Here is a 26,700-nt window from a genome sequence, read left to right on the forward strand (position 1 = left end):
CGAAAGCGCTGTGAGTGGTAGGCAGGCAGTCGTGACAGAAACCCGCGATGATGGCCATGCTGGGCACCTACGCTTCCCAAGCTGGGTCTAATTCTTGGCACAATTGGGCGCATGATCAAAAATCCTTTAGGAGTGGTGTGCCGCTTCGGGCGGCAAACTCTGACACGTCCCAGTCAGCAAGAAGCCTGACCTATATCCAGATCAGCCCACATGAGAGCAGACCGTGCAGAGGTTCAGGGAACGAACCACCTGTAAGTATGAGTATGCTGAGCGCTGCTAAAGCTAGCCAGCTCACAATCTCTGTCGGGCCGATCGGGTTATCTTGCTTTGAGAATGGCCGCTCGGCAGGCAAAAGGATGAATACGCCTGGAGATCGAATTTGGTCGGTTGCTTGCCACCCGTGTGGCGCAGAGATCGACAAGACAATTCATGTGTTAGGCCCGACATTCCGTGTGTGGTTCCAGATCGCACAATCGGGCGGAACTTGTATCAGCTTCGAGCCTTATTGCGGGGTGGCATCTGCCAGCTGAAGCCATCTCACGTAGGAGATCTTCGAGATGGGTAATAACAGCCACTTAAGCATTACCGAGATGCGCAAGCGCAAATTCGCGTATCAGATCGGCAAGGATATCTTGCCTGCTGGGAATGGAGCGGTCGCTGACAGCTACTTCGAGACGTATTCCGGTAATCGGAGTTATGAAGACATTTTCCAAACGGCTTTCAATGCGAAATATCTTCTTCATTTGATTAAGGCCGTCTGGGGTGCGGTGCCGCCCTATAAGTTGCTTGACTGCGGTAGCGCCAATGGGCTGACCATTGGGCAATTCGACAAACTGGGTGTCGAAGCCTGGGGCATCGAAAACAGTGCGTACATACATTCGAAGACGCCGCACGCGTGGCGCAAACGAAACCGGCTTGGCGATGTGCGCAAAATGCCGTTCAAAAACGGATCGTTCGACTTCATTTATGAAACGTGCCTTCCGTACCTTCCCGAAGAAAACATCGACCAAGCGATCAAGGAGCTGTTTCGGGTATGTCGTGCAGGAATTGTGTTCCAAGGCACGACTACCGACATGACGGAGGAGGTGATTGAGGACTATGAATTATTTGCGGGCTTGCAGACCTTTTGGACAATTTCAGAGTGGTCCGACGCGTTCGTCCGCAACGGCTTCCAGCTCGCAGCTTTTAATTCAGCGTTGCTCGATGAGATTTGGCGCATCGAACAGGAGGCTGATCCGGATGACTGGGACTGGTATCCGGACAAGGAAACCATGCGATATTGCTTTTTCAGCAAGCCACAGATCGGGCCAAGTCCTTAAAGAGCTTGAATACGCCTCAGCTTAGATGATTGGAGGTACTTACATGGGTTCGAAAAGTCGGTTCGAACGCTAATGGGACAAAATTTCGCCAGCATAACAGGCCGCACGGCTTCTCAGACATCGTCAACTGGTCGGCAATACTGATCGATTTGTGGAGGCACCTGGATGGCTCCTGTCCGAGTTGGGTCGATTGTGTTGAAAAAGTCCTTTTCGCTGATGACTGAACATTCTCAGGACCGCTGGTGCGTCTCTCTCGCTGCGAGGTGAGAGACCACATCAATTACCGCAAAACGATCGCTGGCGCCTCGTATCGATTCTACAGAGCCTTGCAGCGGTTGAGATCGCTAATGCGCTACATTTGCGAGATTTTCGGAGTCCCGCGATTTACGAGTTTTTCAACACAATCTGCCAACCTCGGAAATTCCTCCGCGGGTTACCTGCACGCTGTCGACGTCAATCGCAGTGACATGTTTCACGTGGCTACGTCATCGTCGAGACGTGAGGCTGTGGCCTCCCGCCGCGCCGCGAGCCGCATCGAGCGTGCCCGCTTGCAATGCCGTGCGCCTCTCGACGATGGCGTGATTGAATAGTTCGAGCACCAGACCAAAGGCCGCCAGTTCCTCTTCCTCGATGGCGCCGTCATCGTAGCATTCGAGCGTTTCACTTATGATGGCGTCGACCTCGCGTTGCATCGCCAGCAGTTTCTGGTTGGAATCCGCGGTGCGTACCCTAGAAACCATGGCCAGGATTCTGTTGCGATGGCTGGTGTTTTCGTCCCTTTCATCCCGATTCAAATAGTGACGCAACCAGGCACCGGCCGAACCGATCCCGGAGAGAAGCAGGAGCGCAAACCAAAAGTAATCGCCGTACCTGTCGAGGAAGGTGCGTTCGGTGCCGTCGACGACGGCTGCCGCTCCCCGATGCACTGGCAGCTCGGCGTCTTTCTCGGTGTCCGGCTTGATGATGTGCGCAGCGCCAGGCACTTGCCTGGCAATCGCCTGACGGACGGCGAATAGTTGCCGGAAAAATGCCGCCACCGTCGTTTCAGATAAAGCCTTTCGCGCCATGATCAGGTGGCTGACGCTGACCGTCTCGACCTTGTCATCCGGCCTGGCCGGATTCGCATTGAAGACGCTGGGTGGAATTTCCTCGGACTCGTAGCGCGGGTGCTTCAGGGCGATGGCTTCCGATGCCTCGATCGCGAGAAACTTCGGCTCGCCTCGCGACCGGACCGTCGCGGTGATGGCGTCCGAGGTGATCTTGCTGTCGAGCGGACCGACCGCCATGAATGCATCGAGGGTCGGGTCGCGTGCGAGCTCCTCGATTTGGTCCGTGCCAAATTGCGTAACCGCGACCTTGTCCGCCTCCACGCCGGAGGCGCTCAGGATGACCCGCAGCAACGCGGCGTTCGCCGGCGTCCGGCCGATCACGCCGACCCTGTGCCCTGCGAGATCGGCGACCTCCTTGATTTTCGGCGTGGGCTTTCTTTTGGAGCGCTTGCCCGCGAGTCCGGAAGGCGACCACAGCACAGCAAAGTTCTTGCGCACGATGGCGACGGTCTGCGCGTCGGCCGGCATCTCCAGATCGCCACGACCGACCGCAAGGTCGGCCTTGCCAGCACCAAGCAGGGCGAGGGCTTCGACCGCTCCGTCGGTCGTGATCGGAGATAGCTTGACAGTCCTGCTTTCGCTGGCGAAGGCCTCGGCCGTCGCCTGAATCACTTTGTGGTCGTCGCTTCCCGGCGGTCCGACGGCAATCCGGAGAGTTACCGGCCGCAACACATAATACAGTGCGCCCGCGGCGGCGCCAAAAACAAAAAATCCAACGGCCAAGACCAACAGTAAGGAATTGCTCCTTCTCCGCCGTCGGCGGGCAGCGTCACTGGTTTCATTTGTACCATCGGACGAGGACATTGCCGCTGCCAGTCGGAGATCAAAAGCGCTTCCTGTTTTGCAGGAATATCACGTTTTTCCGAGGAAAACGTCGGAGCAGCGGCCCTGGTTTCAGGCGGAACACCTGGTGGCCTGAAAAATTCGCTGGCTGGCTCTGGGGTTGAAGACGTGTACGCCGAACAGCGCGACACCGAATGACGTCCGATACTGGCAACGGTCGATGGCGGAATGGGACGACATACCATTGCCTAGAGGCCGCATAGGTCATTCGCAACGGTTTGGTCGGCCGCCAGTCACCTCCGGTCTTCCCCGAACTTCGGACATAATCAGATCGCCTCAGCATGTCTCAAAAGTGCCAGAAGCGGACGTCGCTATGAGTTGGCGCCGGTGGCTTCATGCGTTCACACTCGACCAGAGGCGACAGGCGCGCCCCCGCCCTCGAACTGCTGAGCCGCCGTCTTCTGGAAGCCATCGGCGCATGGCCGCTCTTTCGCGCAATCCGCGGTGAGCCGCACCGTCACCGTGGGACTTGTGGCGGGTCTCGTACCGTGCCCGCCTCACGTTGTTCGCGATGGTCTACGCCTTGGTAAACGGTGTCCCAGCGGTCGGCGTTGCTTTCGCCGCCGCGATGCTGCTGGGCGTCGCCCTGACGCTCTGCGTCGTTGCGTTGCTGACGATCTTCGCACGCGAATGGTGCGTGCGCAGCTGGACCCGGCATGGCGCATTCCTAGCCCATCAGTCCCGTCTCCTGGAAGGTGCCACGGGCGTCGCCCTAGCGCCGACGCTGAAAACGCTGCACATTTGAGGGCAAGGAAATGCTGGACCGACAAGAACGCTATGGCGGTGAAGAAGGCCGTTGTTCTTCCGCCCTTTCGACCTATGGTGGTTGGCACTTACCCCAAAGGGGAGTAGCTTCGCCGGACGGTCGTCAGGACGAGATCTTGATCTCCTCATCGTGCCGCCGGGCGCCCAAGGCGTTGCCGATTGTCGTCCCGACCAGAATAGGGTCACGATTCTGCTGAGGGAGGAGCGAATGGTGCAATCCGGGCAATTCTGGATCATCACTGCGGCCGCGACTTTGCTGCTCAGCGCAACCGCAGCGCATGCGGATACGACGTCCGTTAAGGCGTGGCAGGTTGTGCGCGTCGCGAAGACCGGCGCGCACTGCGTCGACGACAAGAACTGCATGAACCGCATGCACCCGGCCATCAAGCCGGTGAGTCGCGCCAACCCCGGTCAACATATCGTCTTTGAAACGCGCGACGCCTTCGACTCCGACTTCAACCTCGGCTCCAAGCCCGAGGATGTGTCGGCGGCCGATCTCAATCTCGTCCACCCGCTGACCGGCCCGGTCTTCATCGAGGGTGCCCAGCGCGGCGACGTACTGGCGGTGACACTCCTCGACGTACAGCCGGACGACTACGGTTACACCGTGATCGTCCCGGGCTTCGGTTTCCTGCGCGATCGCTTCACCAAGCCGTTCATCGCCAATTGGAAACTCAACCGCAAGGAGGCGGTCTCCGACCAGATCCCGGGCGTCGTCATCCCCTTTAACGGATTTATGGGCACGGTCGGGGTGCTGCCGGGCCAGCCCGAGGTGGCCACGATCCTCACGCGCGAGGCGGCGCTGCAGAGCGCGGGCGGCGTCGTGCTGACTCCGCAGCCGCTCGGTGCGCTGCCGAGCGATGTCTGCGGTCAGAACGGAAGCAGCAAGAATGAGTGCCTGCGCACCATTCCGCCGCGCGAGAACGGTGGCAACATGGACATCAAGCAGATGGTGGTGGGCACGACGCTGCTGCTGCCCTGCTTCGTGGACGGGTGCGGGTTGTTCGTCGGCGACGTCCATTTCGCGCAAGGCGATGGCGAGGTCTCCGGCACGGCGATCGAGATGGGGGCGACGGTCACGCTGGTCACCGAGATCCGCAAGGCGCAAGTCGCGAAGGTCAAAGTCCCGCACTTCGAAGGCGGCGATCAGCTCATCCGGTTGGCGCCGACCGAGTTCTACGCCACCACCGGCTTCCCGCTGAAAGCCAAGGGCCAGATCCCGCCTTACCATACCTACCTCGACAGCCAGAAAATCGGCCCGCTCGAGAACCTCTCGGAGGATCTGATGCTGGCGGCGCGCAACGCCCTGATCGAGCTGATCGACTGGATGGTTGGCGAGAAGGGCCTCACGCCGGAGCAGGCATATGTCGTGGCGAGCGTGGCCGCCGACCTGCGTATCGGCAATGTCGTCGACGTGCCGAACTACGCAGTCTCCGCCATCCTACCGACCACCATATTCCGCAAGAAGTAGCATGTGGCATAAGACCGAAGGTCCTGAGGTTGGCGGGAGGCCGAGCCGCCGGGAATTCCTCCGAACGGCGGGGGCCGGCGCCGCAGCCATGTTCCTTTGTGGCCACGCACCCTATGGCCAGTGGGGCGTCTACCGCCGGCGCCACCTGCTGATCCTGACTTCGCGCGCCGATCCTCCCTCGTTCGAGCTCGGCCAGCGGGTAGCTGAGGTCCTCGCGGATCGCTTGCCGAGCAGCAAGGCTCAGGTGAGCAGGGCGCCGCACAAGGAGCGCATCGCCAGCCTGATCAGCTCGCAGCAGTTGGACGTCGCACTGATGCGGCGCGACGATGCGGCAGCCCTTCGACAAGGGAGGCCCCCTTCGCCGAGCACGGACCAGTCAAGCTGTTCACCGTCGTCGGCATCGGAGAGTATTTGTTCGTCTGCCGCGACGACTTTGCAGCACGCCATGCCTGGTTGATCGCCGAAGCATTGGACAAGAGCCGCAGCGCCCTTCCCGAATTGCTGCTGCCGAGCGGTTCGTCCTCCGAGCCACCCGACTCGCGCATCCCGCTGCATCCTGCCGCTCTAGGTTATTTCACGGGCGCGCCCATGCCGGGCCTCGAGCCACATGCCCATGAAGATCACACCCACGAGGTTGATGTCCCGCAATGAATCGCGCCACTAAACTGGAGGTCGAAGGGCGGTAACGGAATACGAAAAAGCGCAGGAGGCTTTCCAAAAGAACTACGAACGATTGCGGGCTGAGCGATTAGCTAGGGAAGCCGCGAAGCCCAAAGAGAAATAGCACCGTTGCTCCGTGGGTCACATGAAAGCGCTGGACGGCACTCTATACCCACGCGCCCCTAGACTGCTCATGACCGCAGAGCGCCCATACCCGCGTAGTTTCTCGCGCAGGTGGCCAGAGTCCGTTGTGGGGGCGCCCTGGCAAGAACTTTCTGACGTTTTGCAGCATTGGTCGGGTGCGGTCACGTGTCCGGCCTGTTGATGCGGCAGGTGTGGCCGCTGGCCCTAATGCTCTGCGCGGATCGGGTCCCAATCGTTCGCATGCACTTGAAAGTGCGTTGACCCAAACGGGCTCTCCCAATCCCCGGAACAACCGTATCTGCATTACGTCGTCATGCCCTCGCCAATCGTTGAAACTCCTATTGTCTATGCTGCTGGCAGCAATCTTGGCTCTTTGAACTGCTCTCCGCGTACCATCATGGCCCAGGCCATGCGCGCGATTTTATTGGCAAGCGCCACGGCGGCGACCTTGATCGGCCGGCGCTCCATAATATGCGCAAGCCAGAGGCGCCGCGTGCCATGCTGCCGCGCGTATCGGATAACGGCCATGGCGCCCGTGACGAGCAGCCATCGCAAATATCGATTTCCCTGCTTTGAGATTCTACCCAGACGTTCCTTGCCGCCGGTCGAATGCTGCTTGGGAACAAGCCCGATCCAGGCCGCCAGGCTTCGTCCGGACGAGAACTCTTTCCAATCACCGACTTCTGAGACCAGGGCGGTGGCGACGATGGGACCAACGCCTGGGATCTGCTCGAGCCGGCGGCTTTCTTCGCTTGAACGATGCCAGGCATGGATGCGCTTCTCGATAGCTCCGATCTCAGCTGCGATCGCGGCGTGTTGGCGGGCAAGAACCTCGAGGCTGAACCGTGCGGCCGCGGGTATCCGACCATCCTTCTCGTCAGCAATGATCTTGAACAGCTCGGCTGTGCCGTTGCGCCCCTTTGCCGAGATAATGCCGAGCTCGGCCAAGTGACCGCGGATCGCGTTCGACAGCATCGTTCGCTGACGGACCAGTAGCTGTCGGCTGCGATGCAGCATCAGGCCTGATTGTTGCTGCTCGCTTTTGGTCGGCACAAAACGCATCGACGGACGTGTCACTGCCTCGCAGATCGCCGCAGCATCATTAGCGTCGTTCTTACTGCGCTTGAGATAGGCCTTCACATAACTGGGCGGCATCAGCCGCACCGTATGGCCGAGCGCCCGGAGCTCACGGCTCCAATGATGGGCACTTGGGCAAGCTTCAATGCCAACAACGCAAGCCGGCAAAGTCGAGAAGAACTCCAGCACCTTGGCGCGGCTCACACGCTTGCGGATCACAACCGCGCCATCAACATCTGCGCCGTGAACCTGGAAGACTGACTTCGCAATATCGAGACCAATCGTGCTAACCTCGCCCATGGACGGCTCCCCTCAAAGTGGTTTGCTTCAACGCAACCACCCCTATGGCACTTCGATGCCGCAGAGTGGGCGCCGTCCACAGCATCATTCGCGTCGGTTTGGCGGCGTACCGATGACTTCCGGTCTACCCCTATAAACAGGCCATGCGAGACTGATCCATTCCCGGGCGAGACTGATCCATTCCCGGCGCTCCAGGCCATTGGCTGGGACTGCGAGCTTCATGGCCGCTTCCGCTTGGCTCTCAGGTCGTAATGCGCTGCCTAGCGTAATAGGCCACCTCGCGACTCGCAGTACTCGGGTGTCCCGTAATACTGGTGGGTGCGCGTTTCCCAGTCTCGATCCTGCCACGAGTCATCACTGAACTCAGGCGCGTCCCTCAACTGTTGCTCGGTGATATTTGTTCGGAAACCACCAAGCGACGTATCATATGTCAGAGCGCCCCAGGGTATGGGATAATGGCTGTGGCCTAACCCAACAAATCCGCCAAAACTCATGACGGCATAGGCTACGCGACCTGACACCTTGTCGATAATGAGATGATCTATCTCACCGATGTTCTTTCCACCTGCCCCATAAACCTCGGTTCCCTGAATGTCTTCGCTTGAGATGCATTGATGATCCGGATGGGCTGTCGCACCGGCCATGGCTTCGTCCCTCAATAGTAAGTTTGTCGCCTTAACTCGGCAGCTACCGGGTCGTTCCTAGGCGCTCCGGACAACAATTTCACAAAGCAATTCTGGAAATCCGATTTAGGGCCCGCGACCGTTGTGCGCCGTGGGACGAGGCGAAGGACGTTGCAGCGACCGCTGCCAGACAAAGTAATGGAGTTGGTGGCACGCGTGCTGGCCGCGCGTTCGGGCACACGAGCGGCGTCTTCCGATTGGAATGTTCTTCTCTTGAAAGTCCGCCAAGTCGGTCGGATACTGGTCGGGGTCCTTGGCTGCCATAAATCTGAGGAGGACGATCATGGCGATCCAGATCGTGATGGACCGCACCGGCGACAGCCGTCACCCTTTTGACTCCCACGACGTAGAGGAAGTGGCGAAGGCGGAGCAGCGGTTCTATGAGCTGACAAGGGCCGGCTTCACCGCCGCGATTCGGACGGGTTCAGGTCAGACCTCGCAGATCCGATCGTTCGATCCCACTGCGGAAGAGACCCTCTTCTTCCCCAGGTTGGTCGGCGGTTAGCTGGCCATGTTCGGTTTTCGACCGTTGCCGCCGGGCGCCCGCTCCCGCATGAGAGCAACGCGAACCCTCTTCCTAAGGCACGGCGCCGAAAGCACGCCAGAGGGACGTTCGCTGCTGGTCTTGCGGAGATGGCTATCGCCCGCGCAGCGGGAGCAGTTCACCAAGGGAGGCTACTTCGAAGTCTTCGGAAGCGACAGCGGAAAGCGGTACAGGATTCACGCAGGGGCCTCGGTGAACGTGTGCGAGATCGACGAACGAGGTCGCCTGCAGGAGGGGTTGTGTTTCATGCCTATCGGCGCGCTGCCGATCGGAGACGTCATGCTTGCCCAGAAGATCGCGCTGGAGACATGCGAGGACAAGGCGCGCGCCGTGGCCCGCAGGTTCACTCCGAACGGTTTCCATTTCAGACAAAGCCGACCTCTCGGCTGACGCGGCGGACCGCCCCTCCTCCCGCTTCCCGCACAAGTTACTGCTTTTAACGGATTTTCCTGCCGAATGTTGCGCGAACTACGGTCCTAACCCACGATTGCTTCAACCCGGCGCAACCCTACTGGACGGTAGAATAGATCGTCCGCTGCTCGGAGCGCACTGGTTTGCCCGCTTCCGCCGCCCGCCGCGCCCCGGCGTCCCCACGGCTAGCGCGAAGATCGCCTGGAACGGCAGAGATGGCGATCTCCAGCAGGACATCCTCGCTTGCTTGCCAGGTGTCGTGCGGATCGAGTTCATTGTCCGGGAGTCGGCATCATGACCGCGGCCACCGCAAGACAGGTGCGAACCGCCGGCCAGGAAATCAAACTGCCGTTCGGCAAGGATAAGCCGTGACCGAAACCACCGACCTGACGCGCCGCCTATTCGACCACGTCACTACTATCGGCACGCTCGACTTGCGCGGCTGGTGCGATTTCAAGCGTGAGCACCACGTCGAGCCGCAACAGATCGAGCCGGTGCTGGTCGATGTGATCGGCCACCTGTGCCGGCTATGGCCGACGTCACGGCCGAGGCGAACCGATTGAGCCACGCGCTATCGCGGCGCGGCGGTTGACGACCGAATGACGGGGGGCGGTTCCAAAATCCGGCCCTCGGCACCCCGAGCGGCGGCGGGCCATTTCCGCATGTTTATTTAGAATTTTGTCGCCAATTTCGTCCAACCGGCAGGGGACCCTCGGCAACCCCGACTGAAACCTCTGTTAACCCGATGTGGACCGCGATCGGATTGCGGACCGCTATCATATCGCGCCATCCGCAGATGGTGCTGGCAATAGGGAAGCCCCGGCATCGCGGCGTCGCCGCAGAATAGCGCCGCGGCCTGGCGTACGTCGCCGAGCGGCCAGCGGCATTGGCCGTTATCGAGTTCGAGCAGCGAGCAGCGCCGCATTTCCGGCTGCGGCACGGTGGCATCCACCGGTGGCATCGGCTTTGCCGGAATGATCGATGTGACCGTTGTCGTGGCGCAACCCGGCCGCATCCGCACCGGTTTCACCTCGAAGTGCTTTTGCACGCCGACTGGCAACAATTTACCGCGGCGCAGCCGCATTGCCTTTCCGCATATCGACGCGCGCGAGCGGTTCAACCGTCGCGAGATTTGCGCGGCGGATGCGGTCGGCCAAAAGCTAATGAGTAGGGAAATTTCCTGGGTGGTCCAAGGCATCATTCGGGAACCTCGCCAAAAGTATCGTGGTGCTCCGACGAGATGCGCGCGCTCGGTCAAGGGCCCGGGGCTGGCGATTTGAACCAATGCGGTTTTCTCGCCGGAGACGCGCACACTATGAAAATCAAAACGCCGTTGGGAAAGCCGGCAGTCTGAATGTACCAATTTTGGTAGTCGTCGGTGGAACGGTTTTCTAACCTTGATCGAGTGATCGCAGCGATCCCGAGGGCGGCCACCGGCGGCGCGCGTGACGTTCGGGTGGATCAGCCCGTGCGGGCCGCGCTCAATGGCGCTATCAATTCTGCGGGCTATTGGCGCGACCAAGCCATGGTCGACGCGGTCACGCAGATCGCGCTGCACCTGGATCAATTCGCCGAACCGGGGGGTGGTGCTGGCCATGGTCGGCACGTCGCCAGCGCTGCCCGGTTTTGCTCAACCGTCATGCCCGCTTTGCTGACCGCCACCAGCATTGCCATCGCACTGAGCACGACCACGAACCCCTCGGTCGTGGCGACCAAATAGGCCGGTGAAGCATTCTCCCGAAAAGCTTGTTCGATTTCGAACAGGTTCGTTCCTGGGCTTGCCACCAGCACCTCTGCGACAACGGTGTTGATAACGCCGACATCCCGGGTGCGGCCGGCTAGCAACACGGCGTGGCGATGTTGCTCGGAAAGGGGCATTGGCGTTTCACCATTCTGGGCGGCTGTCAGAACTGGCGGGTTGACGCTGGATGGCGACGGTTCTTGACCTTGATCCAGTGATCGCAGCGACCGCCGCGAAGGCGCTCGCAGAGGGAACCAGTTCCTGTTGATTTTCCGTTTTTCCTGCGCCGGGCCTGAACGTACGCTAATCGAACAGGTCCGCGCGATCCGCCAGGCGTCAATTGCGCTCGCGCTGATCGTCAGGATACCACGGCTCGCCGTCGTCTTTCGTCGTGAGCTTGCTGCGGCGCAGCCGCACCAGATGGCCGCGCTTGTACGGATAGCCGCGTTGCTCCGAGCATGGCTTGCAACGCATGCGTTGTTCCAGTTGCCAGATCGGCGTCGCCGCTGGCCGACGAATGATGGTTAGATCAACCGCACTGTGGGTGCCGCAGCCGTCGCATTTCACGTCCAGATAGCGATAACCGGCGTTGAGTGCGTCGCCGAGCAATGGCGAGGGCTGCGCCGGGGCGGCCATAGCCTTTCATGCGCAAATTCCAGGCCTCGCAGGCGCCACATCGGCGCCCTTGCGCGCTTCCCCGGCGCGTTGCTCGGCCTCGACGGTCGCGCTGAACAGACGTTCTTTCGAGACTGAACCCATCCGCTATTGTTGCGCACCGCGGCTGGCAAATCCACGGGGCGAGATGCCGGTGCCGGCGCAGCCGGCGCGCAAGCGGTTGGTCAAGGGCCGTAGGGAGTTTATTGAAACTCGGCCTTGATCCAGCGTGTTGCGGAACGGACGGCCAAAAACCACAGGCCCAACAAGTTGACGACACCGAATGCGATAAGGGCAAACACCAGCCAAATGCCCATGGTCGGAAAATAAATCGCCCAATATGAATTCTCGGACAATGCTGGCGCAGGTTGGTTCATAGCATCCCGGATTTCATCGACGCGCGTAAGAAACTTGCCGTCAGAACAGCCTGCGCGGCCAATATCAATCAAGCCAAATTCGTTTGTGTAGGCGGTCATATCCTTGCCGAGAAATTGGCTACCACATCGGAGGCCTTTCCATATTCTCGTGTCCTCCGTCCAACTTTTGATGACCCGGTCTTGCTCCTTGAAGGCTTCAAGATGGCTCGCCACGCCACCGACAATTGCCACCGGGATTGCGGCGACGACCGAATTCTCAACATCCCGCGAACGATGTTCATAGGGACACGAGCCGTAATACTGCGAGGGCGTCACCTTTCCGCCGATCAGTGTGTGTCGGCTGTGAACGGATGAGCCGTCTTTGGCTATGGTAGTGGTCTGGACCGCGCCGCTGCCCAGCTTTTCTTGAAACGTTATGCCCTGGCTACCGCCCACGGCCTCGACATCGGACATTCCGGCATTGCCGATTATAACGGCCTTTCGGGTGACTGTGTCCAACGCAAATTTCGAGCGCAAAATTATCGGCTGATACTCCGGAGGGCGTGGCCATCCGAATAGCTGCAATTCCATCGAAGTGTTTCACTGTGTGCCAAATGCGGCACGACGATAGCCATGGCTGCGATAGCCAACTTGGACTTGGTCCCCACCTCAACCCCCCGCTTCCCTTCATCAAATTACGCAGTTCCCTGCGATCACGCCAGACTTTCATGATCGAACTCGGTGTACTGCACTCGGTGGGGTGGTTTCGTCGCATGCCGGCATCGCGCAGCACCTCGGACTTAGGTTTGATGGCGTTACCTAAGTTCGCGCCTTTATTTTTCGGATTAGTCGAGTGCTTGCTCATATCAAGCGCTAAACGCCGAAGCCTGACTTGCATCGCCTGTGAACAGTCCGCGCGCGATAATGCCACGGCTCGCATCGCTGGCGAACCGGTGATTTCGACGCCGATGTTGAAACACGTCATGGCCCCTCCAATCGGCACGGCCGTTTGCAGGCATTGGCCACTTGCAAAACAGACCACCGCGCAAAGCCCGGCGTCTTAGAGGGACCGCCGGGCGATGCGCAAATATTTACTCTGGTGCTGGAACGAGAACATTGAACCGGTAAAAATGGCAATGTCGGTTCGCTTTACGACTCTATGTAAGGGATTTCTATCGGAGCCCGTCGCGCCCGTTCGCTCCCGCCATGCTGCGGCCGCCGAGCAATCGTTATCGGGTATGGAACGCCAGTAAAGCTCCGAGAGAAAACAGCAACATCGAAGCGGCCAGTGATGTCGCAAGGATGGTAGCGTGGGTCGGTTTTGGATTTCGGAAGGCAAATCGCTGGATCAGGTAGCCCGCAAGTAGCCAAATTGCGGTGCCGGCGGCGAGTGTTGCGCCGCCAATTGCGGCCTCCACGACCCCATCGTTCATACCGATCCTCCATCAATGATTTAGCCGGATGCCATCCGGTGATGAAAGCCCAATTGAACTCGGCGGCTGGACTGGTGTCGGTTCGATTTGTAACCGTCGCGCCCGGCTGTCCCCGGCTTTCGTAAAAGTGTTGTGCCGGCGCATCAGGGTGATGCGATCAATCCTGCACCGGCCTCGGCGCGGGCTCGGCCAGGTGGTGCCATGCCCTGCCGCTGGCGGTCGTAGCGGCGTTTCAATCGCTCGCCAAATTCCTCGGCCGATTGGCAGCGCATCGCCAATCGGACCAGATAAGGAAACGACGGTGCGCGGGGGCCCCGCTGCCGGCGTCGCTCGGTGTCGCCTTCCGGCGTTCACATCTGCGCTACATGAAACCCGCACCCCGTCGAGCAACTGCGGCACAAGCGGCAGCGATACCGAGACATAGCGAACGCCGTCGCCGAGCGCGAGTTCGTTCTGATGCGCTGCGGCATGCCGCCTCCTCCGCGGACCGGCGGCCCGCCCGTGACCAACATTCGCAATACCTCTTCGCCACACTGGCGCGGCTGGCTGAAGCCCGGAAATCCCCTGGTCCCGTTCAACAGCTTCGCGGAATACGCGCAGGAGCCGAACCCGGAGATTAAGAAAAAAGACGTCGTCTGGTTCGCGATCAACGATGATCGCCCCCTGACCTGCTTCGCGGGCATCTGGACCGAGTTCAGGGGCGACCGGGGGACGAAATCGAAACCGATTCCCGGCCCGCACAACGTCTACGGCTTTCTCACCACTACGCCGAATGCTGTCGTCGAACCGATCCACCCGAAAGCCAAGCCGGTTATCCTGCTGACAGACGAGGAGCGCGACGTCTGAATTCGCGCTCCGTGGGACGAGACCAGGCGCTGCAGCGGCCGTTGCCGGACGATGCAATCAGGATCGTTGCGCGCGGTGTGGACAAGGAAGACAAGGCCGCCGCATGAAACACGCCACCGATCGCCCCTACGCCGACCCGGAAAAAGCCGCGCGTCGGATCCTTGAAATCGCCAACGCGGTCGAGCCACTTCAGGGCCGCATCCATATCGAAAAGATAAACGGTCCCTTCCTGTTCCGCGACGGCGGTAGCCCGGCCGAATACGGCGCAGGGCTCAAGCTCGCATCGCACCGCTGGCTAGTCGGGCGGGAATAGCACGTACAGCACGAGCACGACCACCGCCACCGCGGTGATGACTTCCAAGACGATCGCAGCACTAGATCGCTGCATACCGGAGGCCTGACCCACATCGAGCACGGGACTTGATGAAATGGCTCTGGCGGGGCTTGGGGGCTAATGTGCCAGAGCCGTCCCTCAAGATGCACTCTTTCGAGCGCCGAATCATCATGCCGGGATAAAGCGGCAAAACCGTGTGAACGCTCGAACGTCAACTCAGCTGGTCAGCTGCGAAAAGTAGAAACAGACCAACATTTGTTAGTGCGTGCAGTCGAATCGGGGACAGTCGTGTTGCCTCGAACTGTTCGCCTGATGATGGCGCTCCTTGCTTTGCGCGATCTGTTTCGCGACCCAACGCGGTAACCAAAAGCCCGGCAAACGGGCCGGGCGATCGAAAGTAATTTTAGGTGTTGAAACGGGAGCATTCTATGCGTTCGCGGTTCAATGTGTCTGGGTTCAATGTGTCTGTCTGGTAGCTGACAATCCTGCGCTCGATTGCCGCTTCTTCCCGAAGTTCCGGCCACGGAAGCGCCTGCTCTGGGCCCAGCGCCGCGGGGCAAGAGGAGCACGGCGCTGGGCTTCCGGCAATGCTAGTCGATCGGAGAGACCCAGCAGCATCGCCGGAATGGCTCAACGCAATCCCTAGTGCACCACACGAAGAAAATAGTAGATGCCACCTAGCACGAGGACCGTCGGGACGGCCCAGAGAATGAATACGGGCATGGCTTCCTCCTCCTTCTCAAAACGGAGGAGATAGGTTTGCGTTCCGGGAATTGGGAAAACTGGAGCCCCTGGAAATAGGTCACTCCAGCAAGTTCTTACGTGTATGAAAGCACACGTCTGTGTCGCGCACATGACCCAACGTGCCGGTTTGTAGTCTCTGTTCGATCCTCACCAATCAGAGCCCGATCGCAAGACAATGCTGAGTTTGAGTTCGAAACAGGCGCGGGCTGCTTGTTAGCCCCGTTTTGAATGAAGCGTTGTCCTGCTATCCACATGCTCGTAGCGAATGCGACAATAACTGTCGCGCTCGCACACTGCATCGTCCATCCCGGTGAGCTACTCACGAACGTCCCCCAATTCGAGATATTTGGCGTTGACGCTGCTCGCGGCGTGACCGGCCACGACTACAGCCGCCGTCGAGATAACCATTAAGGTCAACGCGGCAAACATGATGCCAATCAATTTCAAGGCACGTTTGTCTGCCATCGCAAATCGTCCTTCCAATGGGCGGCTGAGAAAAGCCCGGTCGGTGTTCCGACTCGGACCTTTCCCTCCCTCTAGTAATTCAGCTTAGTGAACAGCACGAACCAAATAGTATCCGACACCGCCGACAACGATCACGGCTGGAACGGCCCAAAGCAACAAAACTGGCATGTACGCTTCCTCCTCATTGTGCCCTCAACCAGAAAACGCAAGCCAACTACCACTTGTTCCCGGTTCCTATCCTCATCGTAAATGGCGGCACCAGCCGCATCGCCGACAATCCGCTATCGGCCCCGTGCGCACCTTGGAAGCCAAGGTGCAATGGAGAGCTGCGATCGCTCCGCAGGGCCGGGAGAAATAGGAACCTGGCTCTCTCTTTCGCGTTGTGCAACGCCGCACTAACGCGGCCTAGGAGATTGCGATGAAGAGGGTTTTGATAATTGCCGCGGCCGCTTCGCTGCTGGCTACCGCAGCCAACGCTCAGACCACTGTGACGACGACGACCGGCACTGGAAATGCGGCCATACAGATCGAGCCGCAGTATCGGACCAAGATCAAGAGTTATGTCACCGAGAAGAAGGTTAGACCCGTGACGACACAGGAAAGAATTGTCGTGGGCGCTAAGGTCCCGGCTAGCGTCGAGCTTGAAGCAGTGCCCGCAGATTGGGGACCCACCGTCACCAAATATCGCTACATCTATTCCGGCGATCGAGTGATGCTGGTGGATCCCGGCACCCGAACGGTTGTTCAAGAAATCGACTAGGTAGCTCGTGAAGATGCGGCTCGGTAACGGGCCGCATCCCTACGTTAGGACGACGTGAGTATGAAGGCTGGAAGCATTGAGTTTAGCGAGCACGAGATTGCCTGCCTCATTCGTAACCAGTCTGAGACTGGCGCGCTCTTGCAGTTAGGTAGCGCAATCGAGCTTCCGGCGCAATTTACCTTGGCGGTCGCCTCAGACCGCATCAGGTGCAGAGCTATTTGGCGATCGGAAAACATGATCGGAGTCAAATTCCTCATCTAAAGTCGCTGAGTCAGAAAAATAGTCCGAGCGCGAGCCGCGCGCCGAGGCCATGCAAAGTTGCTTCCATTCCAGCCAGACAAGTGCCTCCTGGCTAGCGTGATAGCTGAGAGAAAGTCCCTGTTTGCATCTTTTTCCCAATCCAAGTTCCGCCGCGGAGCACCGTGATCTTACTGCTTGAAAACTGTAGGCTTACCGGGCTAGCGCGGTTTACGGCGAAGGGCCGCGCAAATGCGGCCGTTCAGCCTGTCTCTGGTCCAAGGCTCCGCGCCCATTTTCGCCAAGAATCACTTTCAGTCTGATGAGGCCATTCCGGGGGTGAACCGTAGTGGCATGGCCCGACGCGTGTCGTCCGGAAACGTCGTGCGTCGGGCCGCCTCTGAGCGGCCTTAACCGATGCCCATCTATCGCCTGTTGCAAAGTTTGCCGAGGGGACCCGAAGAAATCAGCCGCTTGACGACCGCCTATGAGCAAGCATTGCGAGCCATCGGCATCGTTGACCGGGGCGATCCATTGGCTGAGCTTCTCGCCAAGAAAATCGTCGAAGTCGCACAGACTGGCATCCGTGAGCCGGCCGACATCTCTGCGCAGGCGGTTAAGGAAATCGGCATCCCAACGTAGAATCCTTCATGTCGCGCCAACCTCGTCGATCGTCACCAGGAAGCGCTTCTCCTTAGCCATGTCTTGAGTGATCTCGACCGATTGCACAATGCCTGTGAAGGTCGCGAAGCTGCCGCTCAGGTCCAGACCGGAGACGCTGATAGCCTCCCCCGTCCGCCGCGACTGATTGCAACGGCGAACCGCACTTGCGTTGCCCTCGCTCAGATAAAGCTGCGGCATAAGCCCTAGCGTATCGGCCGGTCTGCAGCGACGGTGAATTTGGCCTGAAGCAGGGGCCCGGCTACATCGCGGACTTCGATTGCCAAATTGTGGGGGGTGGAATCCCCGGAATTTCTGCGAAGCGCATCCCTGGCCATGTCCACCAGCGATCGCGCCGCCGCTTCCTGCGCAGCCTCGATATCCAGCAGCTCTATTCCCTCCTCATCGACTGCGAGGCTGCCGGCCTCACGCACATCAAAATAGTAACGTGGCATGGGGCCCTCAAACTACTTTCGCCGAGTAAAGATCTTCACCAACCGAGCGCAAAGGCCCCAGCTCAGACGGCTGAGCTGAGGCCCTTGAGGAAGAACCGCAGCCTGACACTCCAGCAGGCTGACGCTACGAAGCTGCGCCACCTCTTCTTATCCCGCCATAACAAATGTTGGGCTGATCAAGGTCTCCCGTGGTTGCGCCTCCAATCCTCTTGACAGGTTGCCGCCCGCGCCTAATTTTTTCGCCGGGGCACCGCCCCTCTAGCCAAAGGGAAAGCTGTAACGACCGTCAAAGGATGACGACGATGATGGACGAAAAACTGGCTCGCTTGCGAACTCATCGCAATAATGTCGCCCGCTACCGGCGTTTGCTCCAAGCCAAGCTTACTGATCTTGAGCGTCAATTTATTGAAAGACGCTTGTCCGAAGAGCAATCGGACTACCGCGTCTGTCGGCAAGCACCTTCCCCATGACATTCAAAATTCCGAAGGCTCCTGCAAAGCAGCCATCAGCTTACGAGGCCGTTTAGGGCTCGCCAATCTGCCCAGTTTGGTGGTTGCTTCTCCTTGAACGCGAAAAGGGCCCCAGCCAACCCGCTGAGACCCTTTTCTTGGACTGAGGAGGCGTCGCCAGAATGCGACATCGCCCACCCCACCACTCTAGATCGCGTTCCTAACGGCTTAGCCGGCGTTCAGGCGGGGAGTCGAATTAAATCGGTCCGTCTTCTACGGCGGCGGTAGGCCGGGCGACTTAAGCCAGTCGTCCATATGGGCCGCGGCTTCGATCTGCCGCGCCTTTGTCATGGCTGCATCGCGAACGGGTCCATAGGGTAGCAGCTTCGCCTCGTCTCGGAGATTTTGGGCCTCCTCGAGAAGCCGTTGTTTAAGCGGTCTTGTTTGTTTGAACCGACGCCGCTTGATAATCATGGCGCGCTCCTTTCCGTTAGCAACAACGTACCGCTAACTAACGCGCGCGTATGTCCACGAGTGCACACAAGTTGGATCCAAACAGATCCCCTCCCCGCATAACGTCTTCACCGAAAGCGTCAGGAGAACCAGTCCATCCGAACGCCAGCCGGCCGGATTGCAACTATTGCGAATTCCAGGATTTGATTTCTTTTCCGGAGGCGATGATGTCGAACTTCGTAGCCCTCATTGTGGAGGATGATCCGTTCCAGCGGACGTGCCTGGCTGACCTTCTGAAAAGCGAGGGGCTTGAGGTGGTGGAGTGTGACGATGCAGCGGCCGCGGAACTTGTACTAGCTTCAACAGGCACTGAACTCCGGGCGCTGGTTACCGACGTACAGCTTGGTGGAGGGATGTCCGGCGTCGAACTTGCGCAGTATGCCAAGCGCAAATTCCCGGACCTCAACGTCGTGATGGTCTCAGGACACAGCGCGCCCTTGGTCCCGCACGACACCCACTTTTTTATGAAGCCCTATGAGCCGCAGCAGCTATTGGACGCGGTGCTGAGGTGAGCGGCCCGTCGTCGGGTTTTGTCTCGTGGCCAAGCAAATATTTGAGCCCTTCGACGGCTAGGGTGCGCTCGTCTCCAACCTTTTCTCTCAGGAAATTGGAGACCTTCTGCCGAGCTTCAGCCTCCTGCACCGGCGTAATGTTCACCATCATGCCGTAGCTTTGCATCACGCGATCAATGGCTGCTTGCATGTGGCGTCTCCGAGTTTCCGAAATTGGAACTCCCCACGCCAGCGAGAGTTCCGCAGTGAACATCTCCCTACCGAAAGTGCCAAAGATGCGCGGGTGTTTCGTTGCGCGAAAGCAACCTGCGCGGCACGTTGTCCGCCCCTACTCAAATGCCGCCACCTGAGCCGAAGTCAAAACGTTCCCGGGGGAAACGAAATAAACCGGTGGCTCCCGCGCTTGGCAGCGCGCAAAAATGTTTCCCTGACCGCACGACCCTACGGCAGCTATCGGTGATGAGGACGCCGATTGCGCTCCCGCCAGGCTCACGGAGTGGAGTAGCGCCATGCAGCGACGCCGTTTCAAAGACATCGTGTCCTTCCCCGATGACCTTACCCAGGAGGCCGAACACTTACGCGCGGAAGCTGAGAAACTACCGCCCGGCCCGGAGCGGCATGACCTCGAACGCAAGGCCCGGCAGGCCGAGACCGCCGCACATATTCACGAGTGGCTGAAGTCGCCCGGCTTGCGACCCCCGGAGTGACGAGGGCAAGGTGCGTAGCGTCGCGGAGTATTTGGAGAGAGCGGCCGAATTCGAAGCGCTCGCCGCAGCGGCTACCGTTGACGCGCTGAGAAAGCGATATGCCGACATCGCAGCCTGTTACCGGCTGCTCGCAAAAGAGCGAGAATGGCTGATCGGCACCGGTGCTATTGAAGGCGAACCGTGTTGAGCAGCCAACTCCCGTCTCGGCCGATTGCGCATCGGCATAAGAACGCGAGAAGGGCCCCCGCGGCGGGGCTGGGGCCCTTCTTGGTTATCGCACCCTGGGGGGATACGGTGCGACATTCGTCAACCCACCACCTGCATTCGCGTTCCTAACGGCCGAGCCGGCGCTCGAGATCGCTCGTCGTCGACGGCTCACGAGGTTTAGCCGCTGCATACCGCAAAGGCCCCAGCATGATCGCCCGGCTTGAACCGCGCGATCCAGACTGAGGCCCTTGAGGAGACCGCCAGCCCGAAGCGCCTAGGCGCCGGCTGACGCTATGAAGCTGCGCCTATCCTTCGGGCCCGGCTATAACAATTGTTAGCTGATCAAAGACCCCCGCCGGACCGGCAAGCCGGACCGATTACTGTTTCTTCCTTTTCATCTCTTGGTCGGGCGTGCTCGCGTCGGCAGGGCTACCGGTTGTGCCAGCTGCTCCAGTTGTTCCGGCTGGGCCTCCTCCGCCGGCTGCGCCTGAGCCAGTACCTGCGCCACCCGCGGCCCCGCCACCTGCGCTGCCGGCACCGGCGCCAGCACCCGCGCCGCCAGCGCCAGCTCCCGCGCCGCCGGCTCCCGCGCCGCCGGCTCCCGCGCCGCCTGCGCCCCCGGCACCTTGGGCCACGGCCAACGTTGAGCCGAGCGCAAAGAACAATGCTACCGCAATCGCTGATACTTTCATGGTCGTTCTCCCTATACCTATTGAAGAACGGCAATTTTTTAGGCGCAGCCTTCGTTCCTATTTTTGCTGCGGCCAATGCGCAGATGCCTCTCGGCGCTGTAGGAACCATTCCTCGCGTGGAGCCTAAGCTAGAGCAGCAACGCGCAAGCGCGACCGGGGAGGAAGACATGGCATCGAATTTAAAGAAGCCACTACGGCCCGAAGACTTTCCCGTGGATGCCGAAGGTCAGAAGATAAAGAAGCAGGACGGTACTCCCATCGCCGATGCGGACAATCCCGCCGTCGCTGACGAAATCGTGGAGCGCCTCAATGACGACGAGGCCAGGCGTGAAGAAGACAAATGGTCGGCCTGACCTTATGCGACATGCGAACATCGGCCGCGCTGAGCTCGCTATCCGCTAGGAACCTAGCGGCATAATTCGGTTTGATTCAGCATGCCAACGGGAGATGCGACATGACAACGACAGCACGAGACGTATTCATAGTGGGCCTCCGCAACGCACATGCGATGGAGGTGCACGCCCGAGAAATGATGGAAAGGCAATCGGAGCGCCTGGATGACTATCCGGACGTACAAGCCAAGGTGAGAAATCATCTGGCCGAGACTAACGAGCAGCTCAAGAGATTGGAGCAATGCCTCGAATCGTGCGGTGAAAGTTCTTCCACGCTAAAGGACGCCACCTCATCGGTGATGGCCAACACGACAGCCATGGCCAACGCAATGGCCGGTGATGAGATCCTGAAGAACACTTTCGCCAACAACGCCTTCGAGCACTTTGAAATCGCCGCCTACAAGTCGTTGCTGACTTTATGTGGTCCGGCGAGCCAGGAAAAGGCGCGTCCCCTTCTGGAAGCAAACCTTAGGGAAGAAGAGCGAATGGCCGCCTGGATCGATGCCAATCTTGGCAAGGTGACTCAAGACTATCTCACGGTCGAGGAGCGCAAGGCCGCCTAACTTCACGGGTCTGAGAAAGCTGGCGAAGCTATCGCATGCTAGCAAAGAGCAGCTCTTCGGAACCAAACAGGCTGGGAAAAATGAGAATTTAGTGCCGTCGCCACGGCACACTACTGTGACGACGGCCTCAGCTCCCCCCGCGCTGGGGCCGTTTTTTCTATACACTCCCGAGTGCGGCTTACCGCCGGCCGCCAGAGCGCGCCTTCTTCTTCCCGGCCTTCTTTTCGACCCGCACGCCCTCGAATTTTTTGGCTGCCTTGGACTTTTTCGCCGGTTTCTTCACCGCGATGAACTCACCGGACTTCTTGCTGCGCTTTGTCCAGGCCGTCGCGCCGCCCGGCTTGGCCTTTACCTGCGATCGCTTCTTCACTGCGCCTTTCCTGGCGTTGTCGCTTACCGGTTTGTTGACTGCCACACTCATCCTCCCGTTGTTATATCTGGTGACGAAGGGAGAATCCTCGACACTTCCGATTGTTCGGCTTGGAGGAACAGGGGGAAGGCGGAGGCTCGCGGTCGGAACGATTCAGCTCAGGTCAATCTCGTATTGCGTGGAGTTCATGATGCGTAGGTCTAGTTGGACGCCGTCGATAGTCCCGAACGACAATGATGAAACGGTTTACCTGGTGGCGGACGATTTCGGTCGATTTGGCTACGCCTGGTGCGAAGCCGATTACGAAACCACCGACCTCGAGACGGTAATTCGGGACCTGCTGACCGGCCAATATAGCAACCCGATCCGCGTCGTCGCCTTCAATACCGCCGAACGTTGGTCGGAAGACGTTTCAGAAGACGTCGCGGCCGAATTACGTCGTCGCTGCGATCTGCAGATGCGCGAGCTTCCCTCTACGATTTCTGATTTCGTTGAGCGACACGAGGACCGCGATCGGCGTCAGTTGACCCTTCGAAGTCTAACTCCGACTCGCATTTCGCGAGCGGTTGCCTATTTATCCCGCATGCCTACGCCTGCCTTCGATCCCTTGCGCAAAGACAGGCGACAGCAGCACGGCGCCGAGGCAGCCGAGGGTCCGCTGCCGGCAACGATGCGAGCCCATTCAGCTTTCCTTCTGCATTGATTGGTCTAGGCGCGCGCCTTGATCAGGTCGGCGAGCAGCTCGGCGCCTTTCTTGACGCTGTTGGCTGCGTCATGCAGGTGCGCGAGCACTTCCTGAAGGCGCTTTTCCTGCTCGCTGAAATCGCGATCATCGCGACCGTCATCGAAAAAGATGCGGCGGATATTGTCGAGGATCATCCTCATTTAACCAACCTCGCCCTGATCTCGATCGTCAGCGCATCAAGCGCGTTGCGCAAACCGACATTTGATTCGGCGATGGTATCGGCAGCGGCGATCCGCTCGTCGTAACTCTCATTCAACTTGTTCTCGAGCATCTGGATCCGCGCGTCCTTTGCCTTGTCTCGCTGCTCAGATTTGAAAATCACCCAGAGCAGGACGATGCAGATCGCGCCGGCCGTGCCCAATTTCACGATTTCTTCCGTCATGCACGCCGGACCCCCGCGATCTGCTTTATGGAGCATGCGCGGGCTTTCGAACCCCTCCAGGATGACCGCATCTACATCGAGAAGATCAACGGTCCATTCCTGTTCGTAGACAAGGCGACGCCCGCCGAGTACGGCGCCGGTTTGGAGTTCGCCATGTCCCGCGGCTGGCTTGAGTTGCACGAGAGCGGAACGTTCGTGAAGCTAACGCAGAGCGTGAGAGTTCTTGGGTGACAGGGCCTGCGGTTGCGGCGGCGCTGGCGCACCTTGCCCGGCCTGCAACAAGGTCGATGTCACAGATCCGGACGACGTGCCCGGGATGCCTGCGGGCTTTAAGCCCGATCTTAGTTAGAGCTTCGACCCCAAGCCGACCAAACCACCGTCCAATACCACCAACCGGTCATTAAGGCTTTCAGCCAAATTGCCCACTCCAACTGCTGGAGGAAGGCTCCCATAATTTCGCGTTTTGGAACGCTAGATCGCGACGTCTGTTGTCTTTTCAAAGATCTACGACCTTTGGAGCCTCAGATGAGTAAGCGTAAACCAGCCAAGTCGTCAAAGCGCGCCCGCAGCCCCGCCATAGCCACGCGGGCCCATAGGACTAAGCAGGATGTTGTTAAAAGTGCGAAAGACAATCTATTGCGCTCTGTTGCGGCTGGGCCGATTGAGTCGCCACCTGAGCGTCATGGCGATCCAGAACAGGAAGCTCCCAACGTCGAGAAACAAGAAGCTCCCATCGCTGCGAATCCGGTGCAACACGGCCCCGGTCAGATGCGACGGTTTGATTTTGCTTCAGCGACGGGAAACATGTTGGGTTATCAGGTGATGCTTCTGGGAATGACACAAGCCAACATGCGATTTGCTTTTGATTTCAGCCAGAAGCTTCTGTCGATCAGGTCGCCATTCCAATTCGTCGACGCGGTTGTAGAATTTACAAAAAGACGGGCCGACATGGTGGTGAAGCAGTCGACAGAACTGGCTGCACTCTCACGATGACTTCAAGCCGTTCAGCCCGGCCGCGCAACACCTAAGCGGCTGTCATTCGGTATGATTGACCTGATCGTCAAGATGCAAAAGAAGCGGACAGAGAATTGAGTAATCTCGCGGACACTCGATGTGAGACGACTCAAAACTCACGGCTCCTGGGCTCCAGGGGCCGTTTTCGTTAAGAATGATCCCGCTTAGCATCTGTGGTTTTGTAGACGGGACGGGACAGCCGCTTCCGCGATGGAGACGGCTCCCGGGTGAGTGGAGCCGTCTCCTGCTCACCACGGGGCGGCCGTCAGTGAGCGCGCCGACGCTAACCGGAGGCCTCCGACGCCGCGAGTGCGGCATCTATGTCGCGGTCGGCGGCAGACCATGACTCCGACGCCGGCTCCGTAAAAGTGAGCCGCTCTGACCTACGACGAAACTTTTGACCCGAGAGTGAGTGATGTCTCTACACCAAGAGCCCCAGCTCCGGTGGGGGCTGAGGAGTGGAGCCAAGGCCCCTGGAGGCCAGCCCTTGCATGTGACCAGCACAAAGGGCCGCGCCGGAATTACAGCACCGGACAGCCGTCTCTCGCTACAACAAAGGTTAACCGCGCCGGAACGCAATGACAGCACCGGCCATTGGTTTTCCTTTGCTAGCGGCGGATTTGATGCGGTACTGTCCTCGCCGGCGGGCTCCAAGCCCGATCCAAGTTTAGCCAGTAGTCAGCTAATCACCGCAGCGACACTGCAAAATAGAGCTTTAGATGGAACAGCCTCTGTTGGTGCCCGCTACAACGGTTCACCCCCAGGGAGGAAACTTCCCATGTTTAGGATCGCTATTGTCGTGGCAACAGCCGCAGCGGCGCTGACAACCGCCCCGCTGGCTACTCCGGCAAAGGCTGAAGGCGTCAAGATGGCCCAAGTCGATGTTCAGATCGGACGGGACCGGGATAGGGACCGTTACCGCTCAGATCGGGACCGCGACACCACGGTTGGTGTCGGCCCGGGTGGCGTCACCGTGGGCCCACGGCAGCGCTGCCGCACAGTAACTACAAGGGTCGAGAGTGACGATGGCCGGATGGTTACGCGCAAGGAGCGACGCTGCGACTAGGTGCCGCGCCGTGCGTGAAAGCTGTTAGTCAGCCTACTTACCCGGACGTCCCGAAACTTGGAAGCCCTACCATTAGGATAGCCCTAGCGCGGCGTCGACTGCGGCCCTGACTTCCGCACGCGAGGACGGGACTTTAAGAACTTTAAGAAACGGCTCTGGCGCGGGGCTGGGGGCTAATGTGCCAGAGCCGTCCCTCGGCGTGCACTCTTTCGAGCGCCGAATCATCATGCCGGGAGCGGCAAAATAGTGTGAAGGCCCGAGCGTCAGCTGCAACAATTACATCGAGACCAACATTTGTTGGTGGGCGCAGTCGACTCGGGACGCCGATACGCTAAGGGCATCCGGCTCAATGGTCTAGGCGCCCTCGGGACTGAAGGGAGGCTATCCCGCAGCCACCGCTTTCATCAGCTTCACAATGCCGATTGCCATCTTTTCCTGATAATTCACCTAGAGTCACGTACCGTACAGACGCCAAGGTCAAGCAGCGCTTTACTGTCCGCGTTTCAATACCTACAGGTACTTCGGAGTTAGCCCGGCCAATCGCCGGGCTTTTCGTTTTTAGCTCAATTCCGTATTTTCCCGAATTATGTCTGCCTACCTTACAATTCGTGAACAGCAAGAACCTGCTTTCCTGCACATATGTCATAAGGCAAGTGCCCCGGAAGTGCTTTACCGGGTGCATGCATGATCCGATCAAACAGCCGAAGTACTGGCGCGATCGCGCAAAAGCGACCCGCGCGAAAGCGAATCAGTTGCGCTACGCTCCTCGAGAAATGCAACGAATGCTGCGGGTCGCTGAGGAGTACGACAAGTTAGCCGACCGCGCTGCTGAGTGGCAGGGCGATTCACAATTGCACGGGGCAGAACCGCCCGACTAGGTCACCCTAGTGCGCGCTATGAGGTTCGTCACGTGACCTTCACGCCGGCCCATGAAGAATTGTTCGCCCAATGGCAAAGAGACCGAGCCACAATTCAGTCTTACGCGCCATCGGCTACGGTCACTCAACTTGAGTGAAACGGCTTTCGTTCCACTCGGCGCACTCATACCAACTCCTCCAAAGGAAAGAGATCGTAAGT

Annotated in this window: 35 protein-coding genes and 1 pseudogene; 20 read left to right on the plus strand and 16 right to left on the minus strand. The window is 59.2% G+C overall.

Features of this window, described 5'->3' with window-relative positions; translation table 11 throughout:
• The first annotated feature begins 557 nt into the window (after nt 1-557).
• A complete protein-coding gene (locus ACH79_RS00295; RefSeq protein WP_161849237.1) occupies nt 558-1,319 on the plus strand; it encodes a class I SAM-dependent methyltransferase in 762 nt (253 codons plus the stop codon).
• Between the two features lie 485 nt (nt 1,320-1,804).
• Here ACH79_RS00295 and ACH79_RS00300 read toward each other — a convergent pair whose 3' ends face one another.
• Nucleotides 1,805-3,232, minus strand: coding sequence for a TAXI family TRAP transporter solute-binding subunit (locus tag ACH79_RS00300; RefSeq protein ID WP_161849238.1), 1,428 nt, complete (start codon nt 3,230-3,232; stop codon nt 1,805-1,807).
• Nucleotides 3,233-3,782: 550 nt separating this feature from the next.
• On the opposite strand from ACH79_RS00300, the gene ACH79_RS00305 reads away from it, so the two are divergent.
• The 4 genes from ACH79_RS00305 (at nt 3,783) to ACH79_RS42805 (ending at nt 6,158) form a co-directional block, all read left to right on the plus strand.
• A complete protein-coding gene (locus tag ACH79_RS00305; protein ID WP_161849239.1) occupies nt 3,783-4,016 on the plus strand; it encodes a hypothetical protein in 234 nt (77 codons plus the stop codon).
• A gap of 228 nt (nt 4,017-4,244) precedes the next feature.
• The gene (locus ACH79_RS00310; protein ID WP_161849240.1) at nt 4,245-5,507 is read left to right on the plus strand and encodes an acetamidase/formamidase family protein; all 1,263 of its coding nucleotides are present in this window, start codon (nt 4,245-4,247) and stop codon (nt 5,505-5,507) included.
• 1 nt (nt 5,508) lies between these two features.
• Complete coding sequence (locus ACH79_RS44955) at nt 5,509-5,964, plus strand: twin-arginine translocation signal domain-containing protein (protein ID WP_161849241.1); 456 nt, start codon at nt 5,509-5,511, stop codon at nt 5,962-5,964.
• Complete coding sequence (locus ACH79_RS42805; RefSeq protein WP_202639385.1) at nt 5,919-6,158, plus strand: hypothetical protein; 240 nt, start codon at nt 5,919-5,921, stop codon at nt 6,156-6,158. Before ACH79_RS44955 ends, ACH79_RS42805 begins: the two co-directional genes overlap by 46 nt.
• Nucleotides 6,159-6,656: 498 nt before the next feature.
• Here ACH79_RS42805 and ACH79_RS00320 read toward each other — a convergent pair whose 3' ends face one another.
• Entirely contained in the window at nt 6,657-7,688 is a 1,032-nt protein-coding gene (locus ACH79_RS00320; protein ID WP_161849242.1) for an IS110 family transposase, read from the minus strand.
• 260 nt (nt 7,689-7,948) lie between these two features.
• Nucleotides 7,949-8,332, minus strand: a complete 384-nt coding sequence (locus ACH79_RS00325; RefSeq protein ID WP_161849243.1) for a PRC-barrel domain-containing protein — start codon at nt 8,330-8,332, stop codon at nt 7,949-7,951.
• A gap of 322 nt (nt 8,333-8,654) precedes the next feature.
• Here ACH79_RS00325 and ACH79_RS00330 point away from each other — a divergent pair, with 322 nt between their 5' ends.
• The 3 genes from ACH79_RS00330 (at nt 8,655) to ACH79_RS00340 (ending at nt 9,889) form a co-directional block, all read left to right on the plus strand.
• Entirely contained in the window at nt 8,655-8,876 is a 222-nt protein-coding gene (locus tag ACH79_RS00330) for a hypothetical protein (protein ID WP_161849244.1), read from the plus strand.
• 285 nt (nt 8,877-9,161) lie between these two features.
• Nucleotides 9,162-9,305, plus strand: coding sequence for a hypothetical protein (locus ACH79_RS44960; protein ID WP_371419348.1), 144 nt, complete (start codon nt 9,162-9,164; stop codon nt 9,303-9,305).
• 389 nt (nt 9,306-9,694) lie between these two features.
• A complete protein-coding gene (locus ACH79_RS00340) occupies nt 9,695-9,889 on the plus strand; it encodes a hypothetical protein (protein ID WP_161849246.1) in 195 nt (64 codons plus the stop codon).
• A gap of 107 nt (nt 9,890-9,996) precedes the next feature.
• Here the strand turns inward: ACH79_RS00340 and ACH79_RS00345 are convergent, their stop codons facing one another.
• The 5 genes from ACH79_RS00345 to ACH79_RS00365 all read right to left on the minus strand — a co-directional run bounded on the left by ACH79_RS00345 (nt 9,997) and on the right by ACH79_RS00365 (nt 13,510).
• A complete protein-coding gene (locus ACH79_RS00345) occupies nt 9,997-10,923 on the minus strand; it encodes a GcrA family cell cycle regulator (RefSeq protein ID WP_246738784.1) in 927 nt (308 codons plus the stop codon).
• Nucleotides 10,890-11,204 (minus strand): hypothetical protein, encoded by a 315-nt coding sequence (locus ACH79_RS00350; protein WP_161849248.1) that lies wholly within the window; start codon nt 11,202-11,204, stop codon nt 10,890-10,892. Before ACH79_RS00350 ends, ACH79_RS00345 begins: the two co-directional genes overlap by 34 nt.
• 199 nt (nt 11,205-11,403) lie before the next feature.
• A complete protein-coding gene (locus tag ACH79_RS00355; protein ID WP_371419349.1) occupies nt 11,404-11,703 on the minus strand; it encodes a hypothetical protein in 300 nt (99 codons plus the stop codon).
• Nucleotides 11,704-11,924: 221 nt separating this feature from the next.
• Entirely contained in the window at nt 11,925-12,596 is a 672-nt protein-coding gene (locus tag ACH79_RS00360) for a hypothetical protein (protein ID WP_161849249.1), read from the minus strand.
• Between the two features lie 710 nt (nt 12,597-13,306).
• A complete protein-coding gene (locus tag ACH79_RS00365; protein WP_161849250.1) occupies nt 13,307-13,510 on the minus strand; it encodes a hypothetical protein in 204 nt (67 codons plus the stop codon).
• A 429-nt stretch (nt 13,511-13,939) separates the two neighbouring features.
• Between ACH79_RS00365 and ACH79_RS00370 the strand changes: the two are divergent.
• Nucleotides 13,940-14,463: pseudogene (locus ACH79_RS00370) on the plus strand (SOS response-associated peptidase family protein); the annotation flags it as partial.
• Nucleotides 14,460-14,669: a hypothetical protein gene (locus ACH79_RS00375; RefSeq protein ID WP_161849251.1), complete on the plus strand. Its 210-nt coding sequence runs from the start codon at nt 14,460-14,462 to the stop codon at nt 14,667-14,669. The pseudogene ACH79_RS00370 and the gene ACH79_RS00375, both read left to right, overlap by 4 nt.
• Nucleotides 14,670-15,749: 1,080 nt before the next feature.
• Here the strand turns inward: ACH79_RS00375 and ACH79_RS00380 are convergent.
• Nucleotides 15,750-15,899 (minus strand): hypothetical protein, encoded by a 150-nt coding sequence (locus tag ACH79_RS00380; protein WP_161849252.1) that lies wholly within the window; start codon nt 15,897-15,899, stop codon nt 15,750-15,752.
• A 418-nt stretch (nt 15,900-16,317) separates the two neighbouring features.
• On the opposite strand from ACH79_RS00380, the gene ACH79_RS00385 reads away from it, so the two are divergent.
• Nucleotides 16,318-16,659, plus strand: a complete 342-nt coding sequence (locus ACH79_RS00385) for a DUF1236 domain-containing protein (protein WP_161849253.1) — start codon at nt 16,318-16,320, stop codon at nt 16,657-16,659.
• 654 nt (nt 16,660-17,313) lie between these two features.
• Nucleotides 17,314-17,538 (plus strand): hypothetical protein, encoded by a 225-nt coding sequence (locus ACH79_RS00390; RefSeq protein WP_161849254.1) that lies wholly within the window; start codon nt 17,314-17,316, stop codon nt 17,536-17,538.
• Nucleotides 17,539-17,544: 6 nt separating this feature from the next.
• Here the strand turns inward: ACH79_RS00390 and ACH79_RS00395 are convergent, their stop codons facing one another.
• Nucleotides 17,545-17,757: a hypothetical protein gene (locus ACH79_RS00395; protein WP_161849255.1), complete on the minus strand. Its 213-nt coding sequence runs from the start codon at nt 17,755-17,757 to the stop codon at nt 17,545-17,547.
• Nucleotides 17,758-17,762: 5 nt separating this feature from the next.
• Entirely contained in the window at nt 17,763-18,011 is a 249-nt protein-coding gene (locus ACH79_RS00400; protein WP_161849256.1) for a hypothetical protein, read from the minus strand.
• Nucleotides 18,012-18,313: 302 nt separating this feature from the next.
• On the opposite strand from ACH79_RS00400, the gene ACH79_RS00405 reads away from it, so the two are divergent.
• Nucleotides 18,314-18,481 (plus strand): hypothetical protein, encoded by a 168-nt coding sequence (locus ACH79_RS00405; RefSeq protein WP_371419350.1) that lies wholly within the window; start codon nt 18,314-18,316, stop codon nt 18,479-18,481.
• 252 nt (nt 18,482-18,733) lie between these two features.
• Here ACH79_RS00405 and ACH79_RS00410 read toward each other — a convergent pair whose 3' ends face one another.
• Nucleotides 18,734-18,934, minus strand: coding sequence for a hypothetical protein (locus ACH79_RS00410; protein ID WP_371419351.1), 201 nt, complete (start codon nt 18,932-18,934; stop codon nt 18,734-18,736).
• 206 nt (nt 18,935-19,140) lie between these two features.
• Between ACH79_RS00410 and ACH79_RS00415 the strand changes: the two genes are divergently transcribed.
• Nucleotides 19,141-19,485 carry a response regulator gene (locus ACH79_RS00415; protein ID WP_161849257.1) on the plus strand — a complete coding sequence of 115 codons (345 nt, stop codon included), beginning with the start codon at nt 19,141-19,143 and terminating at the stop codon, nt 19,483-19,485.
• Here ACH79_RS00415 and ACH79_RS42810 read toward each other — a convergent pair.
• Nucleotides 19,436-19,675 carry a hypothetical protein gene (locus tag ACH79_RS42810; RefSeq protein ID WP_202639154.1) on the minus strand — a complete coding sequence of 80 codons (240 nt, stop codon included), beginning with the start codon at nt 19,673-19,675 and terminating at the stop codon, nt 19,436-19,438. The two genes, ACH79_RS00415 and ACH79_RS42810, sit on opposite strands and share 50 nt — an antisense overlap.
• A gap of 319 nt (nt 19,676-19,994) precedes the next feature.
• Between ACH79_RS42810 and ACH79_RS00420 the strand changes: the two genes are divergently transcribed.
• From ACH79_RS00420 to ACH79_RS00430, 3 genes are all read left to right on the plus strand, one after another.
• Entirely contained in the window at nt 19,995-20,192 is a 198-nt protein-coding gene (locus ACH79_RS00420; RefSeq protein WP_161849258.1) for a hypothetical protein, read from the plus strand.
• Between the two features lie 871 nt (nt 20,193-21,063).
• Nucleotides 21,064-21,444 (plus strand): hypothetical protein, encoded by a 381-nt coding sequence (locus ACH79_RS43565; RefSeq protein WP_246738363.1) that lies wholly within the window; start codon nt 21,064-21,066, stop codon nt 21,442-21,444.
• 101 nt (nt 21,445-21,545) lie between these two features.
• Nucleotides 21,546-22,046: a ferritin-like domain-containing protein gene (locus ACH79_RS00430; protein WP_161849260.1), complete on the plus strand. Its 501-nt coding sequence runs from the start codon at nt 21,546-21,548 to the stop codon at nt 22,044-22,046.
• Between the two features lie 178 nt (nt 22,047-22,224).
• On the opposite strand, the gene ACH79_RS00435 is transcribed toward ACH79_RS00430, so the two are convergent.
• A complete protein-coding gene (locus tag ACH79_RS00435; protein ID WP_161849261.1) occupies nt 22,225-22,461 on the minus strand; it encodes a hypothetical protein in 237 nt (78 codons plus the stop codon).
• Between the two features lie 145 nt (nt 22,462-22,606).
• Between ACH79_RS00435 and ACH79_RS43570 the strand changes: the two genes are divergently transcribed.
• Nucleotides 22,607-23,119, plus strand: a complete 513-nt coding sequence (locus ACH79_RS43570; protein ID WP_246738364.1) for a hypothetical protein — start codon at nt 22,607-22,609, stop codon at nt 23,117-23,119.
• A 5-nt stretch (nt 23,120-23,124) separates the two neighbouring features.
• Here ACH79_RS43570 and ACH79_RS00445 read toward each other — a convergent pair whose 3' ends face one another.
• Nucleotides 23,125-23,301, minus strand: a complete 177-nt coding sequence (locus tag ACH79_RS00445; RefSeq protein ID WP_161849262.1) for a hypothetical protein — start codon at nt 23,299-23,301, stop codon at nt 23,125-23,127.
• Nucleotides 23,298-23,723 (minus strand): hypothetical protein, encoded by a 426-nt coding sequence (locus ACH79_RS00450; protein ID WP_161849263.1) that lies wholly within the window; start codon nt 23,721-23,723, stop codon nt 23,298-23,300. The genes ACH79_RS00445 and ACH79_RS00450 overlap by 4 nt, the downstream gene beginning before the upstream one ends.
• 345 nt (nt 23,724-24,068) lie before the next feature.
• On the opposite strand from ACH79_RS00450, the gene ACH79_RS00455 reads away from it, so the two are divergent.
• Together ACH79_RS00455 and ACH79_RS00460 are read left to right on the plus strand one after the other, a co-directional pair.
• Nucleotides 24,069-24,536, plus strand: a complete 468-nt coding sequence (locus ACH79_RS00455) for a Phasin protein (protein WP_161849264.1) — start codon at nt 24,069-24,071, stop codon at nt 24,534-24,536.
• A 1,767-nt stretch (nt 24,537-26,303) separates the two neighbouring features.
• Nucleotides 26,304-26,501, plus strand: coding sequence for a hypothetical protein (locus ACH79_RS00460; protein ID WP_161849265.1), 198 nt, complete (start codon nt 26,304-26,306; stop codon nt 26,499-26,501).
• Nucleotides 26,502-26,700 lie beyond the last annotated feature (199 nt).

The organism is Bradyrhizobium sp. CCBAU 051011 (assembly GCF_009930815.1).
Lineage (GTDB): Bacteria > Pseudomonadota > Alphaproteobacteria > Rhizobiales > Xanthobacteraceae > Bradyrhizobium.